General features: G+C 72.7%; 18 protein-coding genes. 5 read left to right on the plus strand and 13 right to left on the minus strand.

Annotated features, from left to right (window positions below; genetic code table 11):
* Complete coding sequence (locus BKE41_RS27440; protein WP_012321996.1) at nt 1-654, minus strand: GntR family transcriptional regulator; 654 nt, start codon at nt 652-654, stop codon at nt 1-3.
* Between the two features lie 114 nt (nt 655-768).
* Between BKE41_RS27440 and tcuA the strand changes: the two genes are divergently transcribed.
* Together tcuA and addB are read left to right on the plus strand one after the other, a co-directional pair.
* A complete protein-coding gene (tcuA, locus tag BKE41_RS27445; RefSeq protein WP_071000430.1) occupies nt 769-2265 on the plus strand; it encodes an FAD-dependent tricarballylate dehydrogenase TcuA in 1497 nt (498 codons plus the stop codon).
* 120 nt (nt 2266-2385) lie between these two features.
* Nucleotides 2386-5550, plus strand: coding sequence for a double-strand break repair protein AddB (addB, locus tag BKE41_RS27450; protein WP_071000431.1), 3165 nt, complete (start codon nt 2386-2388; stop codon nt 5548-5550).
* Nucleotides 5551-5626: 76 nt separating this feature from the next.
* Here addB and BKE41_RS27455 read toward each other — a convergent pair whose 3' ends face one another.
* Nucleotides 5627-6856, minus strand: coding sequence for an acyl-CoA dehydrogenase (locus BKE41_RS27455; RefSeq protein WP_043074921.1), 1230 nt, complete (start codon nt 6854-6856; stop codon nt 5627-5629).
* A gap of 113 nt (nt 6857-6969) precedes the next feature.
* Nucleotides 6970-7899 (minus strand): AEC family transporter, encoded by a 930-nt coding sequence (locus BKE41_RS27460; protein ID WP_043074922.1) that lies wholly within the window; start codon nt 7897-7899, stop codon nt 6970-6972.
* 94 nt (nt 7900-7993) lie between these two features.
* Between BKE41_RS27460 and BKE41_RS27465 the strand changes: the two genes are divergently transcribed.
* Complete coding sequence (locus BKE41_RS27465) at nt 7994-8776, plus strand: class I SAM-dependent methyltransferase (RefSeq protein WP_059408848.1); 783 nt, start codon at nt 7994-7996, stop codon at nt 8774-8776.
* A 16-nt stretch (nt 8777-8792) separates the two neighbouring features.
* Here the strand turns inward: BKE41_RS27465 and BKE41_RS27470 are convergent, their stop codons facing one another.
* Together BKE41_RS27470 and BKE41_RS27475 are read right to left on the minus strand one after the other, a co-directional pair.
* A complete protein-coding gene (locus tag BKE41_RS27470; protein WP_071000432.1) occupies nt 8793-9272 on the minus strand; it encodes a hypothetical protein in 480 nt (159 codons plus the stop codon).
* 92 nt (nt 9273-9364) lie between these two features.
* Complete coding sequence (locus BKE41_RS27475) at nt 9365-10567, minus strand: aminotransferase class V-fold PLP-dependent enzyme (RefSeq protein ID WP_059408849.1); 1203 nt, start codon at nt 10565-10567, stop codon at nt 9365-9367.
* 95 nt (nt 10568-10662) lie between these two features.
* On the opposite strand from BKE41_RS27475, the gene BKE41_RS27480 reads away from it, so the two are divergent.
* Complete coding sequence (locus BKE41_RS27480; RefSeq protein WP_012322004.1) at nt 10663-11181, plus strand: TspO/MBR family protein; 519 nt, start codon at nt 10663-10665, stop codon at nt 11179-11181.
* Between the two features lie 42 nt (nt 11182-11223).
* On the opposite strand, the gene BKE41_RS27485 is transcribed toward BKE41_RS27480, so the two are convergent.
* The 4 genes from BKE41_RS27485 to BKE41_RS27500 form a co-directional block, all read right to left on the minus strand.
* Nucleotides 11224-11751: a phosphate-starvation-inducible PsiE family protein gene (locus tag BKE41_RS27485; RefSeq protein WP_012322005.1), complete on the minus strand. Its 528-nt coding sequence runs from the start codon at nt 11749-11751 to the stop codon at nt 11224-11226.
* A 123-nt stretch (nt 11752-11874) separates the two neighbouring features.
* Nucleotides 11875-12432, minus strand: coding sequence for a DUF4337 domain-containing protein (locus tag BKE41_RS27490; RefSeq protein ID WP_012322006.1), 558 nt, complete (start codon nt 12430-12432; stop codon nt 11875-11877).
* 149 nt (nt 12433-12581) lie between these two features.
* Nucleotides 12582-15716: an efflux RND transporter permease subunit gene (locus BKE41_RS27495; RefSeq protein ID WP_012322007.1), complete on the minus strand. Its 3135-nt coding sequence runs from the start codon at nt 15714-15716 to the stop codon at nt 12582-12584.
* Between the two features lie 21 nt (nt 15717-15737).
* Nucleotides 15738-16898 (minus strand): efflux RND transporter periplasmic adaptor subunit, encoded by a 1161-nt coding sequence (locus BKE41_RS27500; RefSeq protein ID WP_174805112.1) that lies wholly within the window; start codon nt 16896-16898, stop codon nt 15738-15740.
* Nucleotides 16899-17198: 300 nt separating this feature from the next.
* On the opposite strand from BKE41_RS27500, the gene BKE41_RS27505 reads away from it, so the two are divergent.
* On the plus strand, nt 17199-17381 hold the full coding sequence (locus BKE41_RS27505; protein ID WP_012322009.1) for a hypothetical protein: 183 nt from the start codon (nt 17199-17201) through the stop codon (nt 17379-17381).
* 77 nt (nt 17382-17458) lie between these two features.
* On the opposite strand, the gene BKE41_RS27510 is transcribed toward BKE41_RS27505, so the two are convergent.
* The 4 genes from BKE41_RS27510 to BKE41_RS31385 all read right to left on the minus strand — a co-directional run bounded on the left by BKE41_RS27510 (nt 17459) and on the right by BKE41_RS31385 (nt 21001).
* On the minus strand, nt 17459-18493 hold the full coding sequence (locus BKE41_RS27510; RefSeq protein ID WP_071000433.1) for a glycosyltransferase: 1035 nt from the start codon (nt 18491-18493) through the stop codon (nt 17459-17461).
* Nucleotides 18490-19584 (minus strand): glycosyltransferase, encoded by a 1095-nt coding sequence (locus tag BKE41_RS27515; protein ID WP_071000434.1) that lies wholly within the window; start codon nt 19582-19584, stop codon nt 18490-18492. Before BKE41_RS27515 ends, BKE41_RS27510 begins: the two co-directional genes overlap by 4 nt.
* A 107-nt stretch (nt 19585-19691) precedes the next feature.
* Nucleotides 19692-20786: a glycosyltransferase family 4 protein gene (locus tag BKE41_RS27520; protein WP_012322012.1), complete on the minus strand. Its 1095-nt coding sequence runs from the start codon at nt 20784-20786 to the stop codon at nt 19692-19694.
* Nucleotides 20783-21001, minus strand: a complete 219-nt coding sequence (locus tag BKE41_RS31385; protein ID WP_159392806.1) for a hypothetical protein — start codon at nt 20999-21001, stop codon at nt 20783-20785. Before BKE41_RS31385 ends, BKE41_RS27520 begins: the two co-directional genes overlap by 4 nt.
* Nucleotides 21002-21015: the final 14 nt, after the last annotated feature.

The raw sequence follows: 21015 nt of genomic DNA on the forward strand, positions 1-21015 counted from the left end.
TCAGCTCTCCTGCCAGATCCGGATCCGCGCCTTGAAGGCGGCGCGGATATGGGCCCGGGCGGCGGCCTCGGCGGCATCCCCGTCGTGGACCCGGATCGCCGCCACGATGGCGGCGTGCTCGGCGAGCGACTCCGCGGCGCGATCCGGGGCCGCCAGGGTTGTGGCGCCCGGCAGCAGCACCAGCGACAGCCGCATCGTCTCCAGCGTGCTCTGCAGGAAGCGGTTGCGCGCCGCCCCGTGGATCTGCCGGTGGAACAGCCGGTTGGTCCGGGCCAGCGCGGGCGCGTCCCCGAGCAGCGTCCGGTCCCGGGCGACCATCTCCTCCAGGATCTCGGTCTCGACCGCGCTGGCGTGGATCGCCGCGAGGCGCGCGGCCGTCCCCTCCAGCACCTCGCGCAGGTCGTAGAGCTCGCTCACCTGGCCGTAGTCGAGCTGCGCCACGCTGGCGCCGCGATGCGGCTCGTGGGCGACGAGTCCCTGCGCCTCCAGCCGGCCGAGGGCTTCCCGCACCGGCGTGCGGCTGATCTGGAACCGCTCGGCGAGTTCGGCCTCGCGCAGGCGGCTGCCGGGCGCGAGTTCGCCCTCCTCGATCGCCCGCAGCAGCCGCTCATAGGCGCCGGCGCCGCTGGAGCGCTCCGCTTCGCTGGCCTTCATGTCCGGCTCTCCTCGCTCGGCCATAGCGCGAAACCGAGGGGGCCGAAACGCTTGCCGCCAATTGCATGCAGTCGTATACAATGAGGCGAGAGAGGCCGGTGAGAGGAGGCAGGGATGCAGCGTCCGGACGATGCGCGGTGGGATGTGGTCGTGGTCGGGTCGGGCAATGCCGCCATGAGCGCCGGTCTCGCCGCCCTGGAGCGCGGCGCCTCGGTGCTGATGATCGAGAAGGCCGAGCGGGACCTCGCCGGCGGCAACACCGCCTACACGGCCGGCGCCATGCGCTTCGTCTACGCGGGCAACGACGACCTGATTCCGCTGCTGGTCGATCCCGAGGATCCGCGCCTGCCGCGGACCGATTTCGGCGCCTACACGGCGCAGAAGTTCGAGGAGGACCTGCTCGGCTTCAACGACGGGCGGCCGCTCTCGCGCGAGCAGCGCATCCTGATCGACGAGAGCGGCGCGGCTCTGCGCTGGCTCGCCACGCAGGGGGTGAAGTTCGAGCCGATCTATTCCCGCCAATCCTTCGAGAAGGACGGGCGCTTCGTGTTCTGGGGCGGCCTGACGCTCGCCACGCACGACGAGGGCTTCGGGCTCGCACGGGCCGAGCTTGAGGCCTTCACGAGGGCCGGCGGCGAGATCCGCTACGGCTGCCCGGCCCGGGGGCTGATCGTGGAGGACGGGCGCGTCGTCGGCGTGGAGACGCCGCAGGGGCCGGTCCGGGCGGCGTCCGTGGTGCTGGCCTGCGGCGGCTTCGAGTCGAACGCCGCCCTCCGCACGCGCTTCATCGGCGCGGGCTGGGACAGGGCGCGGGTGCGCGGCACGCCCCACAACCAGGGCGACGGGCTCCAGATGGCCCTGGACCTCGGCGCGAAGGCCCACGGCTTCTACGGCGGCTGCCACGCCACGCCGATGGACCTGCACACCCCCGCTTACGGCAACCTCGACCTGCCGCACGGCGAGCGCAAGCACTACCGGAAGATCTGCTACTTCCTGGGTCTGATGCTGAACGCGAACGGCGAGCGCTTCGTCGACGAGGGCAAGAATTTCCGCAACTACACCTACGCCCAGTTCGGCCGCTCGATCATGGAGCAGCCCGGGCACGTGGCGTGGCAGATCTTCGACGCCAAGGTCGATCACCTGCTCTACAGCGAGTACCGGTTCCACGACGCGCACTACGTCGAGGCCGACACGCTGGACGGGCTCCTCGAGCGGCTCGAGGGCATCGACCGGGCGGCGGCGCGGCGGACCATCGCGGCGTTCAACGCCGCCGTGGACGAGAGCGTGCCGTTCGATCCGACCGTGAAGGACGGGCGCGGCACACGGGGGCTCGCCCTGCCGAAGTCGAACTGGGCGCAGAAGATCGAGACCGGGCCGTTCAAGGCCTACCCGGTCACGGGCGGCATCACCTTCACCTACGGCGGCGTCGAGGTCGGCGACGACGGCGGCGTGGAGCGCGCGGACGGCGGCGCGATTCCCGGCCTCTACGCCTGCGGCGAGATGGTCGGCGGCGTCTTCTTCAACGGCTATCCCGGCGGTTCGGGGCTGACCTCCGGCGTCGTGTTCGGCCGCCGCGCCGGCTACGGCGCCGCCGCGAGGGCGAAGGGCTGAGGTCCGCGGCGGAACGCGCCCGGATCCCTGACCTACGCGGGGTGGGGGGAGCCGCGCGATCGTTTCCCCAGCGGCCCATCGCCCCCTGTCCGCGAGCCCGGCGGGGGCGTAGAAGCCCCCATGCCCGCCCGACAGGCCGTCTTCACCATCTCCCGCGGCGTTCCGTTCCTGCCGACGCTCGCCGAGGCGCTGCTCTCCGGCCGCCTCGTCGGTCCGGTGGCGGGCGATCCGCTGGCCCTCGCCGCGGTCACGATCTACCTGCCGACCCGCCGCGCGGCCCGGGCCCTCGGCGCGATCCTGGCCGAGAGGCTCGGCCGGGACGCGCCCGGCCAGGCGACGCTGCTGCCGCGGATGATACCCCTCGGCGAGGCCGACGAGGCCGAACTCGACCTCGCCGCCGAGCCGCTGCTGGAGGAGAACGCCGACCCCCTGAGCATCCCGATGCCGCCGCTGGAGCGTCGTCTGATCCTGGCCCGCCTCGTCCAGGCCTGGGCCAAGACCGTCGACCGGACGCTGCTGCCGCTGGATGCCGAGGTGCCGTTCCTCGTGCCGTCCTCCCCCGCCGACGCCGTCGGGCTCGCCGGCGATCTCGAGCGCCTGATGGACGCGCTCACCGTCGAGGGCCTGCCCTGGTCGGAGATCGGCGCGGCCGTCGAGGCCGAGTATTCCCGCTATTTCGGCCTGACCCTCGACTTCGTGAAGATCGCCGCCGAGAACTGGCCGAAGCTCCTGGCCGAGCGGGGACTCGCCGATCCGGTCGCCCGCGCCCGCGGGCTCGTCCTCGCGGAGGAGCGGCGCCTGTCGCGCAGCGCGACCCAGGACCCGGTGATCGTCGCCGGGTCGCTGGGCTCCGTGCCGGCCACGGCCCGGCTCATCGCCGCCGTGGCCAAGCTGCCCCACGGCGCCGTGGTCCTGCCCGGGCTCGATCTCGACCTCGACGCGGCCGGATGGGACGGCATCGACACCGGCGAGGGCTTCTCCCGCGTGATCGCGCACGGCCACCCGCAGGCGGTGCTGCACCGGCTGCTCGGGCCGGAGAACCTCAACATCGGCCGCGCGGAGGTCGTCGCCCTCGGCGAGCCCGATGCCGGCCAGGCGGCGCGGGCCGCGCTCCTGTCGCAGGCCCTCCGTCCGGCCGACACCACCGATGCGTGGGCCGCCCTCGACCCGGCCGAGCGCGACACCGTTGCCCGCCTGGGCCTCGACGGGCTCGCGCTCGCCGAGGCGGCCGACGAGCGCGAGGAGGCGCTGGTCGCGGCGCTGGCGCTGCGCGAGACCCTCCAGACCCCCGGCGCCACCGCGGCCCTCATCACGCCCGACCGCGGGCTCGCCGGCCGGGTCGCCGTCGAACTGCTGCGCTGGGGCATCGTGGCGGAGGATTCCGCCGGATTGTCCCTCGCCGGAAGCGCCGCCGGGCGGCTCGCCCGGCTCGCGGCGGAACTCGCCGCCGACCTCGCGCGCGATCAGGCCGACGCGATCCCCGCCCGGCTGATCGCACTGCTCTCCCATCCGATGGTCCATCTCGGGCTGCCGCGCCCCGACGTGGTCCGGGGCGCCGCGGCCCTGGAGATCGGGTTGCTGCGCGGCCCGGTCCCGGCCCCGGGCTTCGACGGCCTGCGCAAGGCCCTCGCCGCCGAGCGCGCCGGACCGCCCGAGCACCGGCCCCGGGCCAAGCGCCGCCTGAAGGACGTCGACTGGGAGCTGGCGGCGGACCTGCTGGACCGGCTGGATGTGGTGTTCCGGGATTTTCCGGGCCCGGACGGGGCCGGGGATTGCGACCTCGTCACCACCGCCACGGGGCACCGGGAGGCGTGCGACCGCCTGATCGCCGGGCCGGAGGACGCTTCCCCGGCGGAGACGGACGGATCCCTGTCCTGCCTCGACGCGCTGTTCGACGACTTGGAGATGGCCGAACCCGGCCTGATGCCGGGGCGGTTCGACGATTACGCCACCTTCTTCACGTCGCTGGCCCGGGAGCGCAAGGTCGCTTGCTCGGGCGAGGCGCCGCATCCGCGCCTGCGCATCCTCGGGCTGCTGGAGGCGCGCCTGCTCTCGGTGGACCGCGTGGTGCTCGGCGGGCTGGACGAGGGCGTCTGGCCGGTGCGCACGCTGACCGACTCGTTCCTCAACCGGCCGATGCGCGAGCGGGTCGGCCTCAATCCGCCCGAGCGGCGGATCGGGCAGATGGCCCACGACTTCGTGCAGGCGCTCGGCTGCCGCGACGCGGTGATCACCCGGGCGCTGAAGCGGGAGGGCGCGCCGACCGTGCCGTCGCGCCTGATCCAGCGCCTGCGCGCCCTCTCGGGCGATGCCCGCTGGGACGCCGTCCTGCGCGCGGGGCGCCGGATCACGGGCCTCGCCGCGCGGCTCGACGCGGCGCCGCCGGAGCCGCGGCTGAAGCGCCCCGCGCCGAAGCCGGACCCGGCCCTGTTCCCGCGCTCGCTCAGCGTCACCGAGATCGAGACGCTGGTGCGCGATCCCTACAGCATCTTCGCCCGCCACGTTCTCGGGCTCGATCCCCTCGATCCCCTGGCGGCGGCGCCGGGCGTCGCCACCCGCGGCTCCCTGGTGCACGACGTCTTCGCGGAGTTCGCCGCACGCCACCCGGCGGACCTGCCGCCGGACGCGGCGGAGCGTCTGCTGAACCTCGCGGTGAACGCCTTCGGCGAGATCGAGGCGGAGTACCCGAACCTCTACGCCGAGTGGTGGCCGCGCTACGAGCGCATGGCCTCGGCCTATCTCGATTGGGAGGCGCAGCGCCGGCCCGGCCTGACCCGGGTCTACCCGGAGGTCTCCGGGCGCTGGGTGATCCCGATGGGGCGCGAGACCTTCACGCTGCGCGCCCGGGCCGACCGGATCGAGCTGCGGCCGGACGGCACCGCCTGCATCGTCGACTACAAGACCGGGACGCCGCCCTCGGCGAAGATGATCTTCACCGGGTTCTCGCCGCAGCTCACCCTGGAGGCGGCGATGCTGATGCACGGCGCCTTCGCGGACCTCCCGGCCGCGAAGACGACGCCGGACCTGCTCTACGTCCACGCCTCGGGCGGGCGGAAGCCCTTCGTCCCGATCCCGGTGAAGCCGCCCCGGGGCGAGGAGCGCGGCGTGGAGGCGATCGTGGCCGAGCACGCCGCGCGGCTCAAGGGGCTGGTGGCCCGGTTCATGACCGGCGAGGCGGCCTACACGGCGCGGCCCTACCCGCAATATGCCAGCAAGTACGGCGCCTACGATCACCTGGCCCGGGTGCTCGAATGGTCGCTCGCCGGCGACGAGGGCGGGGAGTAAGCCCACCCCAGCGCTGCGGTGATATCCCGCCCGCACCTCAGGATGTGGGTGCGGGTGGGAGGCGCGTTCCTGGATCTCAGAAGAACGCCTGCAGCCCCGTCTGCGCCCGGCCCAGGATCAGGGCGTGGACGTCGTGGGTGCCCTCGTAGGTGTTCACCGTCTCGAGGTTCTGGGCGTGGCGCATCACGTGGTACTCGCCCATGATGCCGTTGCCGCCGTGCATGTCCCGGGCGGTGCGGGCGATGTCCAGCGCCTTGCCGCAATTGTTGCGCTTGACCAGCGAGATCATCTCCGGGGCCATCCGGCCCTCGTCCATCAGCCGCCCGACCCGGAGCGAGGCCTGCAGGCCCAGCGCGATCTCGGTCTGCATGTCGGCGAGCTTCTTCTGGACGAGCTGCGTCTGCGCCAGGGGCCGGCCGAACTGCTTGCGCTCCAGGGTGTAGCTGCGGGCGCGGTACCAGCAATCCTCGGCGGCGCCCATCGCGCCCCACGAGATGCCGTAGCGCGCCCGGTTGAGGCAGCCGAACGGCCCCTTGAGCCCCGAGACGTTCGGCAAGAGCGCGTCCTCGCCGACCTCGATGCCCTCCATGACGATCTCGCCGGTGGTCGAGGCGCGCAGGGACAGCTTGCCCTTGAGCGTCGGTGCGGACAGGCCCTTCATGCCCTTCTCGAGGACGAAGCCGCGGATTGCGCCCTCGTGCGCGTCGGACTTCGCCCAGACCACGAACACGTCCGCGAAGGGCGCGTTCGAGATCCACATCTTGGCGCCGGAGATCCGGTAGCCGCCGTCGATCTTCTCGGCCTTGGTCTTCATCCCGGCCGGGTCCGAGCCGGCATCGGGCTCGGTCAGGCCGAAGCAGCCGATCCACTCGCCCGAGGCGAGCTTCGGCAGGAACTTCTGCCGCTGCTCCTCCGAGCCGTAGGCGTGGATCGGGTACATGACGAGGGAGGACTGCACGCTCATCATCGAGCGGTAGCCGGAATCCACCGCCTCGACCGCCCGCGCCACCAGCCCGTAGGCCACGTAGGAGGCGCCCGCGCAGCCGTACTCCTCGGGGAGGGTCACGCCGAGGAGACCGAGTTCGCCCATCTTCCGGAACAGGCCGGGATCGGTCTTCTCGGTGGCGTAGGCCTCGACGATCCCCGGGAGAAGCTGCTCCTGCGCGAAGCTCTGGGCGACGTCGCGGATCGCCCGCTCGTCCTCGGTGAGCTGATCCTCCAGCAGGAAGGGATCGTCCCAGACGAAGCGGGCCGAGGCCGGGGCCGACGGTGAGGCGCTGCCCGGAGGGCGCATCGGAGCGTTCATCGAAATTCCTCGCCTGCAGGGAAGCGCGGGTCCTCGCGGCCCGCGCGCTTGGGCCTACCCTAGACCCGCGCGGCGCCCGGTCCAACGCGCGCGGTGACGCCGGGGCGTTGCCGTCACGCCCGGCCGAGGAGCGTGAGCCAGGCCAGCGTGGTGAGCGGCGCCAGGAGGGTCGAGACCAGGACCGAGGCCGCGACCATGCCGGTCTCGGTCCGGTAGCGCGCCGCCAGCAGGTAGGCGTTGATCCCCACCGGCATGGCGGCAAACAGGGTGGCGACGCCCGCGTAGGCGGCCGGCATGGCGAAGACGTGGAAGGCCAGGACCCAGACCGCGAGCGGGTGGAGGAGATTCTTCAGGAGCGCGATCACCAGGGCACCCTTGAGGTCGAACAGTACCCGGTAGCGCTTCAGGCCGGCGCCGAGCGCCACCAGCGCGCAGGTGGAGGCGGTGCCCGCGAAGGCGTCGATCAGCGACCGGGCGATGCCGGCCGGCGCGAGGCCGAGGGCCTTCATGGCCATGCCGATCAGCAGCGCCACGAAGATCGGGTTGCGCAGGAGCACCAGGGCGAGACCGCGGATCCGCGCCAGGACCGGCAGGCCGGAATCGGACTCGATCAGGAAGGTGGCGCTGCCCATCATGAGCGGCAGGTGGACGGCGAGCAGCATGAACAGCGGGAAGGCACCCTCCTCGCCGTAGGCCTGCAGGATCATCGGGACGCCCACGAACACCGTGTTCGACTGGCTCGCCGCGAAGCCGTGGAGGATCGCGCCGCGCCGCTCGATCCCGGCGCGCCGCCGGGCAATCAGCGTGCCGACGAACCACGAGATCGCCGCGCCGCCGAAATACGCGACCCAGTAGGACCACGCGACGGTCCCGCTCATCCCGGGCTTGGTCAGCGTGGCGATGATCAGCGCCGGGACCGCGACGGCGAAGACGTATTCCGACAGCCCGTCGCTGACCTTGTCGGAGAGGAGCCCCGCGAGGGCGGCCGCCCAGCCGATCAGGACGATCCCGAAGATCGGGGCGATGATGGCGAGGGCGTTCACGGGGCCGGCGGGAGAAGGGTCTGGTGCGCGGGGGGCGACTCGGCCCATAGCACGCCGGCGCGCCGCGTCGCGCACCGTCGGGAGCTGTGCTGGCATGTCGGACGAGAGGGGATCGGCGATTCACCGCGCCGCCGCGCAGGGCTACGGTGCCGAGGCGGACACCTACGTGACGGGCCGCCCCGATTATCCGGCGGCCGTGACCGGCTGGCTCGCGGCGGATCTCGGTCTCGGGCCGGGGCGGCGGGTGCTCGACCTGGGCTCGGGCACCGGCAAGTTCCTGCCCACCCTGCGCGCGACCGGAGCCTCCGTCGTCGCGGTGGAGCCCGTCGACGCCATGCGCGCGCGGATCGCGGGCGCGCATCCGGAGGTCGAGGCCCTCGCCGGGACCGCGGAGGCGATCCCGCTGGACGCGGCGAGCCTCGACGCGGTGGTCTGCGCCCAGTCCTTCCACTGGTTCGCCACGGCCGCCGCGCTCACCGAGATCGCCCGGGTGCTGCGTCCCGGCGGCCGGCTCGGGCTGATCTGGAACGTGCGCGACGAGACCGTGCCCTGGGTCGCCGCCCTGTCGCGGATCACCGATCCGCACGAGGGCGGCGCGCCGCGCTACCGCACCGGCGCGTGGCGGGCCCCGTTTCCCGCGCCGGATTTCGGGCCGCTGCGCGAGCGGTGCTGGCGGCACGCGCACAGCGGCACCCCCGAGGCCGTGATCCTCGATCGCACGCTCTCGGTCAGCTTCATCGCGGCGCTTCCCAGCGCCGAGCGCGCCCGCGTCGCCGCAGCGGTGCGGGCCCTCATCGCCGACACGCCCGAACTCGCCGGCCGAGCGACGCTCGACTTCCCCTACGTGACGACGGCCTACAGCAGCGTGCGCGCCTGACGGCGTCGAGGTCGGCTTACTTGTTCTCCAGCACCTTGATCGGATCCGTGCGCTGACTCGCGGGCGGCTCCTTGGTCAGATTGGCGCCGCCCTCCCGCTGCACCTTGACGTCCTGCGGCGCGCCCGGCCCGCCGACGGCGCGGCCGCCCTCGGTGCTCTGCGTCGGCACGGTGCCGGAGGCGAGTTCCAGACAGGTCACCATCTCGACGTAGGATGGGAAGCCGCCCGCCTTGAACTGGTTCTGGCACTGGCGCTTGGCGGCGGGCGTGTAGCTGCTCCAGTGCCGCTCGGCCTCCTTCTTGGCGTCGCGCTCGGAGCGGATGCAGCCGTCGTAATTCGCCTTGTCGCTGATGGTCGTGTTCGTGACCTGGGCCGACTGGCAGGTGTGCTCGACGTCGAGATCGGGCACCGCGTCGGCCCGGGCGGAGGCCGACGCGAGCGCCAGGGTGAGCAGCGCGAAGGTGCCGGGGACCATCGTGCGGAAACGGGTCGTCATGTCGTCAGACTCGCGATCTGTGGCGGTTCGCGCCGCCGGAACTGCCGGCACAACGCGCCAGGAACCCGTTCGGCACCAAGCGCCCGCGACGATCACCCCGCGTGGGCGCCGCGCAGGGCCTGATCGAGATCGCCGTACAGGTCGTCCGTGTCCTCGATGCCGGCGGACAGGCGCAGCAGGTCCGGCGGGCAGGGACTGCCCGGGCCTTCCACCGAGGCGCGGTGCTCAATGAGACTCTCGACGCCGCCGAGCGAGGTCGCCCGCTTCCAGAGCCGCACCCGCGCCGCCGTGGCGATGGCGCCGGCCTCGCCGCCGGCCACCCGGATCGACAGCATGAAGCCGAACCCGTCCCGCATCTGCCGGCAGGCGACCGCGTGGCCGGGATCGTCCGGGAGACCCGGGTAGAGGACGCGGGTCACGTGGGGGTGTCCGCTCAGGCGCCCGGCGAGGCGCAGGGCGCCCGCCGCCTGCGCGGCTGCCCGGAGATGCAGGGTCCGGAGCGAGCGCATCAGCAGGTAGGCCTCGAAGGGCCCGAGGATGCCGCCGCTGCCGGCGCGGATCCCCCGGATCCGCTCCCAGAACGCGTCGGCCCGCGCGCCCGCCAGCACGCCCGCCACCACGTCGGAATGGCCGTTGAGGATCTTGGTGGCCGAGTGCATCACGATGTCGGCGCCGAGTTCCAGGGGCCGGGTGTGGACCGGCGAGGCGGCCGTGGAATCCACGGCGAGCCGCGCCCCCGCCGCGTGGGCGATCTCGGCCGCCGCGGCGATGTCGGTGACCGTCCAGAGCGGGTTGCCGGGTGTCTCGATCCAGACGAGCTTGGTCCGGCCGGGCTCGATCGCGGCGCGCAGGGCGTCCGGATCGTCCGTGTCCGCGAAGGTCAGTGTGAGGCCGCGCCGGGGCGCCTCCTCGCGCAGCCAGCGCTTCAGCGCCCAGTACATGACCGTGCCGGCGACCACGTGGTCGCCGGGCTCCAGCGCGCCGAACACCGCGGTCGCCGCCGCCATCCCGGAGCCGAACAGCAGCGCGCCGGCGCCGGCGCCCTCCAGCATCGCCAGGACCGACTCCGCCTCGCGCACCGTGGCGTTGTCGGGCCGCGCGTAGCTGTAGCCGGAGCTGTAGCCGTTGTCGGGATCGCGGATGAAGGTGGTGGCGACGTGGAGCGGCATGACCACCGCCCGCGTCTCCGGCTCGATCCGGCCCATGGCCTGGGCCGCGAGGCTCCGGCGCGTGAAGTCCGGCTCGGCGTCGCTCCGGGTATCCGACCGACCCTGCGGCGCGTAAGGCTGTGACATCTGGCGATTCTCGGCGGATGGAGACGGGCGCGTGCCACGGCGCGTGGCCCCCGGCAAGCCGCGCCACACGCCGCGCCCGGTGGAGACCGACGATCATGACCGCCGCCACACACGTCCCCGGAGGATCGCCCCTGCCGCGCTGGCTGCGCCTCGCCGCCGCGATCCTGCCGGTGGCGGCCACCGCGGCCGTCGGCTCGATGGCGACCCAGGCCGAGATCCCGGGCTGGTACGCGAGCCTGAACAAGCCGGCCTTCAACCCGCCGAACTGGGTGTTCCCGGTCGCCTGGACGATCCTCTACACGATGATCGCGGTCTCCCTCTGGCGGCTGCTCGGCGCCATGCCGCGCACCGGGCCGAGCCGCGAGGGCTGGTGGCTCGCCCTCGCGGCGTTCCTGGTGCAGATCGCCCTCAACGCCGCCTGGACCCCGGTCTTCTTCACCGCGCACGCGATCGGCGCCGGGCTAATCGTCGTCGCGATGCTGCTGGTGATGGTGCTCTGGACGATCCGGCTGACCTGGCGCTTCGACCGGCTCGCGGCCTGGCTCCTCGTCCCCTACGCGGCCTGGGTCGCGTTCGCGACGCTCCTCAACGCCGCGATCCTGCGGATGAACTGACCGCCCATCCCGCCGGCGCCCGACCGCGCGCCGGCACGGCTGTCAGGACACGTGTTCGGGCTTCTCCTCGCCCGCGGGCCTGCCGTCGTCGCGGGCGCGGTGCAGCAGGAAGATCGCGAACACCATCGTGAGGATCAGGCCCGCCAGCACGCCGAGCTCGATCATCGAGGCCTGGAACAGCGCCTGCTTCTCCGGCGACCAGTCCTTGGCGTGCATGATCTCCGACGATTGCAGGGTGATGACCAGCACCCGCCGGATCGAGGCGATCAGCCCGACGATCAGGAACGGCTCGCAGGTCAGCGTCCCCGACCGCATCGAGACCCGCACCGTGTGCAGGATCTCGATCAGCATCAGCAGGAAGAGGAGCCGGTCGATCACCTCCAGGATCTGCTGCGCGCCGCCGAGCGCCCGCATCGCCTCCCAAGTCATGCCGGCGGCCTCGATCAGCGCCACGAGGGCGGTGAGCGCCAACAGGATGCCGAGCGCCGCGTAGATGGCGTGCTCGGTGTGCAGGAAGATCGCGCTGGCGATCTTCGTCAGGCGGCCCTGATCTTCTGAGTGTTCGGACATCATTCCCCCCTGGAATGTGCCGAGACGATCAGCTTCCGCACCGCGCGTCCAGCCCGGCGGCGCGCGGGTTCAATCGATCGGGAACGGGAGTGGCGTTACGTCGCTGCCGGTGGCCGACGCCGATCAGTGGAAGAACGGCAGGGCGTGCGGCGCGAGGTAGCCGAAGCCGAGCAGCGCCGCCCCGGCGAGGCCCAGGAATCCGCCGGCGAAGACCAGCAGGCTGATCCCGGTGATCACCTCGGCCGACGCCAGCACGATGCCGATCTGGAAGGCCGCCGAAGCCAATTCGTAATGGTGGTAGCGCAGCAGCGCGAGGTCGCGCCGGCCTTCGGACGCGCGGGCCTTCTCGGACAGTTCCTTGCGGCCCTCGCCGGTCGACGGCTCGGAATCCCAGCGCGCCAGGGTCTTGGACCACTCGGCGCGCTTGGCGGCGATCGCGTCCTGGTTCGGCCCCGGGGGCACCAGCGCCAGGGCCTCGTCGGCGGTCTTGAGCACCGTCGCGCGGATCGTGCGGGCCTGGAAATAGGCCCACTGGTTCGCGGCCTCGACGTTGGCGCCGATCGAATCCGTCTGGGACGCCTTGCCCAGCGTCTCGCTGAACGCGAGGAACAGCGCCAGCACCGAGATCAGCAGCGCCACGCGCTTGTTCGACCCCTCGATCGCCCCGTGACCACCCGACATCGTCTCGCTCGTCTCCGTTGATTCGGCGGGGCCGAGTCACAGCCCATCGCGGCGCGCGACGCAATGCGCCGCCGGTCGACAGGGGCCCGGATCCGGGTTCCCGCGCGGCGCTCCTCCGGGACAGCGTGCGCGTCCCGCGCTGAACCGCTCTACTCCGCGGCGATCCGTGGCGGCGGGTGCCCGTCGTTGGCCGGATGGGCCGGATCGTAGACGGGGGCATCCTCCGGATCGTCGCGCTCGCCCACGAAGCGGCCGAACAGCCGCGTCAGCAGGCGGGACAGGTCGTCCATCAGCACGAAGATCGCCGGCACGAAGACGAGCGACAGCACCGTCGAGACGATCAGCCCGCCGATCACCGCCACCGCCATGGGCGCGCGGAACTCGCCGCCGATCCCGTAGGCCATCGCGGACGGGACCATGCCGGCCGCCATGGCGATCGTGGTCATGACGATCGGCCGGGCGCGCTTGCGGCCGGCATCGACGATCGCGACGTTCCGGTCGACGCCGGCCCGGATCTGCTCGACGGCGAAATCCACCAGCATGATGGCGTTCTTGGTCACGACGCCCATCAGCATCAGGATGCCGATCACCACCGGCATCGAGATCGGCATGTGGCAGATCAGCAGTGCCAGGATCGCGCCGCCGATGGAGAGCGGCAGCGAGAACAGGATGGTCAGCGGCTGCAGGAAGTTGCCGAACAGCAGGATCAGCACGCCGAACACCATCATCAGGCCGGCGCCCATGGCCAGCGCGAAGCCCTCGAAGACCTCGCCCATCACCTCGGCGTCGCCGGTCTGGCTGATCGTGACCCCGGGCGGCAGGTTCTTGGCGGTCGGCAGGTTCATCACCTGGCCGATCAGCTCGGCCAGCGCGTCGCTGCCCTGCATGTCGCCCTCCAGAGCGACGCGCACGGCGCGGTCGTAGCGGTCGATGCCGGTCGGGCCCTGGCCCAGACTGATGTCGGCCACCGTCGCGAGCGGCACGGCCGTCCCGCCCTTCACCGGCACCTTCAGGGTCTCGAGGTCGGAGAGCCGCCCGCGCACGCTCTCGGGGAGCTGCACGCGGATCGGGATCTGCCGGTCGGTGGCGTTGAACTTGGCGAGGTTCATGCCGATGTCGCCGATCGTCCCGACCCGCACGGTCTCGGCGATGGTGTCGGTGCTGACGCCGAGATCGGCCGCCACGGCGGGCTTCGGCCGGATCCGGACCTCGGTCCGGTCGAGGGGCGCCGTCGACATGACGTTGACGAGGTGCGGGACCTGCTGGGCCTCGCGCTGGAGCTTTGCGGCGACCTCGGCCACCACCGCCTTGTCGGGACCGGCGATGATCAGCGCGAGGTCGCGCTGGCCGCCCTCGCGCAGCGCCCAGAAGCGCAGGTCCGGCTCCTCCCGCAGGATCGCCGCGACCTCGGCGTCGAGCTGCTTCTGGGTCCTGTGGCGGGTGTTCTTCGGGACGAGGTTGATGGTGAGGCTCGCGAGCCGCACCTCCTTCTTCGCCGGAAGCTGGCGGCCGCCGTCCACGAACACGCTCTTCACCTCGGGCAGCGCGCGGATCTTCTCCTCGATGCGGTCGGTGACCCGGACCGTGTCGGCGAGGCGGGCTCCCGGCGGCAGCTCGACCACGAACAGGGTGCGGGCCTGGTCCTCCGCCGGCAGGAAGCCCGCGGGCAGCAGGCCCGTGGAGGCGATCGAGGCGGCGAAGCACGCGATGCCGAGCACCAGCGTGATGAACTTGTGCCGGACCGACCACGCCACCAGGCGGGTGTAGCCGCGCATCACGAGGCCGTCCCGCTCGTGGTCCGGCCCGTGATCGCGCAGGAAGTAGGCCGCGAGCAGCGGCGTGATCAGGCGCGCCACGAGCAGCGACATGAACACCGCCGCCGCGATCGTCAGGCCGAACTGCTTGAAGTACTGGCCGGCGATGCCGCCCATGAACGACACCGGCGAGAAGATCGCGATGATCGTCGCCGTGATGGCGATGACCGCGAGGCCGATCTCGTCCGCGGCCTCCAGGGCGGCGCGGTAGGGCGATTTCCCCATCCGCATGTGCCGGACGATGTTCTCGATCTCGACGATCGCGTCGTCCACCAGGATGCCGGTGACCAGCGTGATCGCCAGGAGGCTGACGGCGTTGAGCGAGAAGCCCAGCGCGCTCATCACCCAGAAGGTCGGCAGCACCGAGAGGGGCAGCGCCACCGCGGCGATCAGGGTCGCGCGCCAGTCCCGCAGGAACAGCAGCACCACCACGACGGCGAGGATGGCGCCCTCGATCAGGCCCATCATGGCGGAGTGGTAGTTGCCGATCGTGTTGTCGACGCTGGTGTCGATCAGGTCGAACCGCACGTTGGGGTTGGCCGCGTGGAGCGCCGCGATCTTCTTGGCGACGCCCACCGACACGTCCGCGTCGCTGGCGCCGTTGGCGCGGGAGATCGCGAAGGCGACCACCGGCTCGCCGTTGAAGCGCGCGAAGGTGCGGGGCTCCTCGGCGGTGTCCGACAGGGTCGCGAGCTCGTCGAGGCGGACCTTGCGGTTGCCCGGCACCACGATGGAGGTCTTGGCCAGCGTCTCGAGGCTCGCCGAGGCGGCGAGCGCCCGGATCGACTGCTCCTGGCCGCCGACCTCGGCGCGGCCGCCCGCCATGTCGGCCGAGGTCAGGCGCAGCTGCCGGTTCACGTCAGCGGCGGTGATGCCGAGCGCGAGCAGGCGGTCGGGCTTCAAGGTGACGCGGATCTCGCGGGCGACGCCGCCGAGCCGCTCGACGCCGCCGACGCCCTTCACGCTCTGCAGGCCGCGGGCGACGACGTCGTCCACGAACCACGACAGGTCCTCGGGCGTCATGGCGGGCGCGGAGGCGCCGTAGACCATGATGGGCAGGCCGGCGATCTCCACGCGCGAGACGATCGGCTCGTCGATCGTCCGCGGCAGGTTCTGCCGGATCTTGGCGATGGCGTCCTTGACGTCGTTGGTCGCCCGATCCTGGTTCACCTCCAGGCGGAACTCGATCGTGGTGGTGGAGGTGCCCTCCGTGATCGTCGAGAGGATGTGCTTGACGCCCTTCACGCCGGCGACCGAGTCCTCGACCCACTTGGTGACCTGGGTCTGAAGCTCCGCGGGCGCGGCACCCGACTGGGTGATCGTCACCGACACGATCGGGATGTCGATGTTGGGGAACCGGGTGATCGGCAGCGAGCGGAAGCTCACCAGCCCGAGGATCATCAGGACCAGGAACAGGACCACCGAGGGCAGGGGTTTGCGGATCGCCCAGGCGGAGACGTTGAGGCGCATGGCCGGATCCTTCGACTCGTCCTACCGCGGCGCCGCGTCGGCGATCGGCGTGCTGGTGGCGGCCGGGACGGGGCGCACGCGGTCGCCGTCGCGCAGGAAGCTTCCGGCGCGGGCCACGACGCTCTCGCCGGCCGCGACGCCGGAGCGGAGTTCCGTGAAGCCGTCGGCGGAGAGGCCCGTGGTCACGGGCCGCGCCTCGACGCGCCCGTCCCTCGCCACGAGCACGCTGGCGCGGCCGTCGGCCGCGTAGAGCAGGCTGGAGACCGGGACGGCGACGCCGGTGCGGCGCGCGATCTCCACGCTGCCGCGCGCGAAGGCGCCGATGCGCAGGGCCGGATCATCGCCGAGGCGGATGCGCACCTTGCCGAGCCGCGTCGCCCGGTCGACCTCCGGGTAGACCCGGCGCACCTTGCCGGCGAGGCGGCGACCGTCATCGAGGTCGAGGCTCGCCGGATTGCCGACGTGGATGCGCGCCAGCGACGTCTCGGGCACCTCGCCCTCCAATTCGATCTCGCCCCGGGCGATCAGCCGGAACAGCGGCTCGCCCGCCGCCGTGGCGGTGGCGCCGATCCGGGCGGTGCGGCGGTTGACGATCCCGGCTTCGGGGGCGCGGATGTCGGTGCGGGCGCGCCGCAGGGCGATCTCGGCCCCGGCGGCCCGCGCCGTGGCGAGGTCGGCCTGGGCCGATTGCAGGCCGCCCCTGGCGGCGGCGAGGCGGCCTTCCGCCCCCTGCGCCGCCGAGACGCGCTGTTCCAGCACGGCCGCGGTGGCGTTGCCGGTCTTGGCGAGCGCCTGGGCCCGCTCGAGCGCCTGCTTGGCCTCCAGGTTGGCGGCCTCCGCCTGGACGATCTGGCTCCGGGCCTGGACGATGGCCGCCTCGGCGCGGGCGATCGCCGCCGCGTTCGAGGCCTCCTGGGTGACGATCATCTCCAGCGACAGCTTGGCGAGAACCTGTCCCTTGGTGACGCGGTCACCCTCCTCGACGAGGAGATCGGTGATGCGCAGACCCTCGACCTCGGGGGAAACGAGGATCTCGTCCCGGGGGACCAGCGTGCCGGTGACGACGGCCCGCTCGACGATCTCGCGGCTCTCGGCCGGCACGACCGTGACCGCGGGCGCGATGGCGGCGGCGTCGGGAACGGCGGCGGTCTCGACCGCCCGGGCCGGCGCCGCCGCGAGCATCGCGAGCCCGCACAGGAGACTGAGGCGAGACGCGCGCCAACGGACGGAGTTCACGGCGGGGACCTCGCAGTCGGCGCTGGACGGGTATTGCCTCTCCCTCGCTGGGCAGGTCGGCGTTTTCATGGCGAGCCATCCTGGACGGTGCCGAGCATAGCGCCGTCGCGCGAGGCCGTCGCCGGGCCTCGCGCCGCAGGTCATCGTGGCGGCCGGAGCGCGGCGGTTTAGATCGATCCAGCTGCAACCCGCCACGAATAGCGACGTTAATAGATCGATGGTCTTCTCGGGACCGGGGAGGGATCGATGAGCATTTTCCAGATTAGACAGAAAAAGAGCGGCGCGGTGCTCTGGACTGGCGCGGCTGCCGATGAGCAGACGGCCCTCGACGCTATGGCGCGCGAGGCGGGATATCGCGATTTCTCGTCCCTGCCGGACGCGATCCGCGCCGACGGGATCGAGGCGGCGAAGCTCGACCTGATCTCCTGATCTCGGACTGCGCTACCCGCGCCGGAGCGGATCCCGCTTCGGCGCTGCCGACGTTCGGATCTTCGCTGGCCGACCGATCAGAGGCGCCGCACTAGGTCGTCGATCGTCGCGGCGCAGGTCCGGACCGCGTCCGGATCGTGCAGGCCGCCGATAAACGCGGGGTCGAGGGCGAGGCCCGCCGCGATCAGGCCCGGCCACGCCGCGGGCGAGGGCCAGCCGGGATGCACGATCGCGGCCCCGAGCCGGGCCAGCGCCTCGGCCTTCTCGGTCTGCTCGCCATAGGCCCGCTCCTCCGGCAGGCAGAGGAAGCGTTTCCGCTGCGCGGCGGCCAGGGCAACGACGCCGTCGCCGCCGCCGCCCACCAGCAAAGCCGCCCGCGCGACCCGCGCCTCGACGTCGGGGACCCAGCCGTGCAGGTGCAGGTTGTCTGGCACGGGGCCCGAGCCCGAGACCGGTCCCAGGACGTGCCACGGCCGGTCCGGTACCGCCCGCGCCGCCGCGGCGAGCTCCGCGAGGCTGCCGCCCGCGCCGCCCCGGCCGAACACCACCACGATCTCGCGCCCCGATTCGGTCGGGGCCTGCGCCGGCGCGCCGAGGAACCCCGCGTAGAGCGTCTTGGCCCGGACCCAGTCCGGCACGGCCGCGCCGTCGAGCGCGGCGGGGAACGGGGCGAGCAGCCGCGTTGCGCTGCGGAAGGCTTCCAGATGCGGCCGGTCGGTCCGTGTCCCCGCGAGGCGCACCACCAGGGTCGGCACCGACAGGAGACGCGCCAGGATCGCCACCTCCACCGAGACGTCGACGACCAGGAGGGCCGGGTCGGCCCGCTCCGCCCAGGCGGCGATGCGCGCCATCCGCGCGCGGACCCCCGGATGGTCGAGCGGCGCGTAGTGCAGGGCCTCGGGCCGCTCGATGGCGCCGTCCCGGCCGTCGAAGGCCGCGTCGCCGAGGGGGCGGTCGTCGGGCAGGTCGACGATGTCGAGGCCTGCGGTGTCGAACCCGGCAAGGGTGCCGAGGACGGTGCAGGGCCGGTTCAGGGCGCCCGCGACCGCCCGGGCCCGCTGGAGATGGCCGGCGCCCTGGTGGTGGACGTACCAGCCGATGCCGCGGGTCACGCGGCGTCCCTCAGGGACAGGGCGAGGGCGTCGAGATCGGCGACCGCCAGATCGAGGGCGCATTCCCGCGCGGGCGGGCTGCGCGACTCGAGGATCCGGTCGGCCCGCTCCACGAAGGCGATGTCGTTCGGGCAGGCCCCGACGGCGGCGAGATCCTCCGCGTCGAGCCCGAGCCGCGCGCAGGCCGCGGCGCGGGCCTGGGGGTCGAGGTGGAAGGCCCGGCGCAGGGCCGCGCGGCGCAGGATCAGCGCCTGCCAGTGGGCCGCCTCCGGCAGCAGGTAGGCCTCTCCGTCGAGGACGCGGGTCCGGCGGAGCATCTCGGTGGCCATGCCGCCCGAGACCCGTCCCTGATGGCGGGACGAGACCAGGACCTGCACGTCCGGGCAGTGGCGCAGGCGCGCACCGTTGGCGCGCAGCAGCCCGACGAGGGCGTTGTCCTCGCCGCAGGGCAGCGCCGGCAGTCCGCCCACAGCCCGGTACAGGATCGCGGGAACGGCGAGGCTCGCGCCGGTATGGTCGCCGTGGCGGGGGGGCGGGTCGTAGGGCGGCGGGTCGAGCAGGTCCTCCAGGCGGCGGACGCCGGACCAGTAGCGCTCGATGCGTGCGTGCAGGTCTGCGAGGGCGGGGTCCGGGGTGCCGTCGTCGTCGATCACCAGCCGGCCGCCCACGATGTCCGCGGCCTCCAGCGCGCGGAGATTGGCCGCCACCCACTCGGCCGGCAGGCGGGCATCCGCGTCGGTGGTGAGAAGGATGCCGTCCGGCTCACCGTCGGCCTCCAGCCAGTCGGCACCGGCATCGAGCGCCATCCGCCGGGCCGTGCCGACATGGGCGTCCGCGCCGACGAGGTCGACCGCGATCAGCCGGAGGGTCAGCGTCGCGAGGATGCCCGAGGCCTCGACGTCCCGCACCGCCTGGACGGTCCCGTCCGTGCAATTGTTGGCCAGCACCACGACGCGCAGCGGCGCCCGCGCCGAGACGCCGTTCTGCGCCGCCAGGGAGGCGAGCAGGCGGGGCAGGCGCTCGGCCTCGTTCCGGGCGGGAATGCAGACGACGCAGGGCGGTGGGGCCGGGTGATCGGCGTCGGTGGTCATGACAGGTCTCCCGTGGCACCCTCGTGCGCCGCGGAGGTCGAGGGCGGCCCGTCATGCCGCCGGGCTCCGGGCTCGGGTGCGAATTGCGGCGCGCGGATCCGCGCCGTTCAGCCGCGTCCTCCGGCGACGCGCAGGGCCGGCCGCGCCCGCTCGGCGCAGCGCGCGATCACGGCGTCGTAGGCTTCCAGATAGCGCCCGGTCATGGCGGCGGCGTCGTAGAGCGCCTCGGCGCGGTCGCGGCAGGCCCGGCGCGACAGGCCGGCGGCTTCCCGGATCGCCACCGAGAGATCCTGCGGATCGTCCGGGCGCCCGAGGCGGCCGCAGGACGCGTCCAGGATGTCGGGCATGGCGCCGCGGCGGAAGGCTGCCACCGGGGTGCCGCAGGCGAGCGCCTCCGCCACGACGAGGCCGAAGGGCTCCTCCCAGCGCGGCGAGACGATCGCCACGCGGGCCCGGCCGAGATGGTGGGCGAGGTCCCGGTGGGAGAGATGACCGAGATGCGTCAGGTCCGGACCGAGGCGCGGGGCGATCTCGGCGGCCCAGTAGCCGGGATTGAGCTTGGGACCCGCGAAGGTCAGCGGCAGCCCGGCGGCCCGGGCCGCGTCGATCGCGAGGTGCAGCCCCTTCTCGGGCACGATCCGGCCCGACCAGAAGGCGAAGGGCGGATCGTCGGCAGCGTGTGAGAACGCGAAGGTCGAGAGGTCCACCCCGTTGTCGACCACCTGGGCGCCGGGCACGAGATGCGCCCATTCCTGCGCCAGGGACGGCGAGACCGCCAGGAAGGCCATGTCGGGATCGGCCTGGACCACGCCGCTGACCAGGGACTCGAAGGGCGGCGTGTGCAGCACGGTCACCCAGGGCAGGCCTAGCCGGGCGCTCTCGCGCAGCGGCAGCGCGTGCAGGGAATTGTTGTGGACGAGATCGAAGCCGCCGGCCGCGACCATCTCCATCATGCGCCGGTAGGCGTCCTCCTCGGTGCGGTCGATCACCTCCTCGCGCTCGGGATCGAGGAGCGCGTCCCCGGTCGGATCGCAGAGCGTCACGGGATCGAGCGCCGGGTCCGACCCGCGGCTGGCGAACAGCGTGACGTCGTGCCCGTGCCGCTTCAGCGCGACGGTCAGGAGGTGCGTGTGCATCTCCAGGCCGCCGGCATAGGGCTGGCCGATCGGGTATTTCAGATGTGCGAGGACAGCGATCTTCACGCGCGCACCGAGTCCGGTTGGGTGGGGATTTCTGCCGCCCGCAGCGACGTGAAAGGACTTCTTTCCGCGGCGAGGGTGGCGGGGATCATGCCGAATGTTTCTTCAACAAGCGTTGCTTCGACGGGGTCTGAGCGACGACGAACGCGACGCTTGCCGGCTTCGTAAGCGCGGCGGCCTGAACCATTGATGATCGAGATGAGCGGGTGGCCGTTCACGCCGCGGCGCGGCA

It is taken from the genome of Methylobacterium sp. C1 (assembly GCF_001854385.1).
GTDB classification, from domain to species: domain Bacteria; phylum Pseudomonadota; class Alphaproteobacteria; order Rhizobiales; family Beijerinckiaceae; genus Methylobacterium; species Methylobacterium radiotolerans.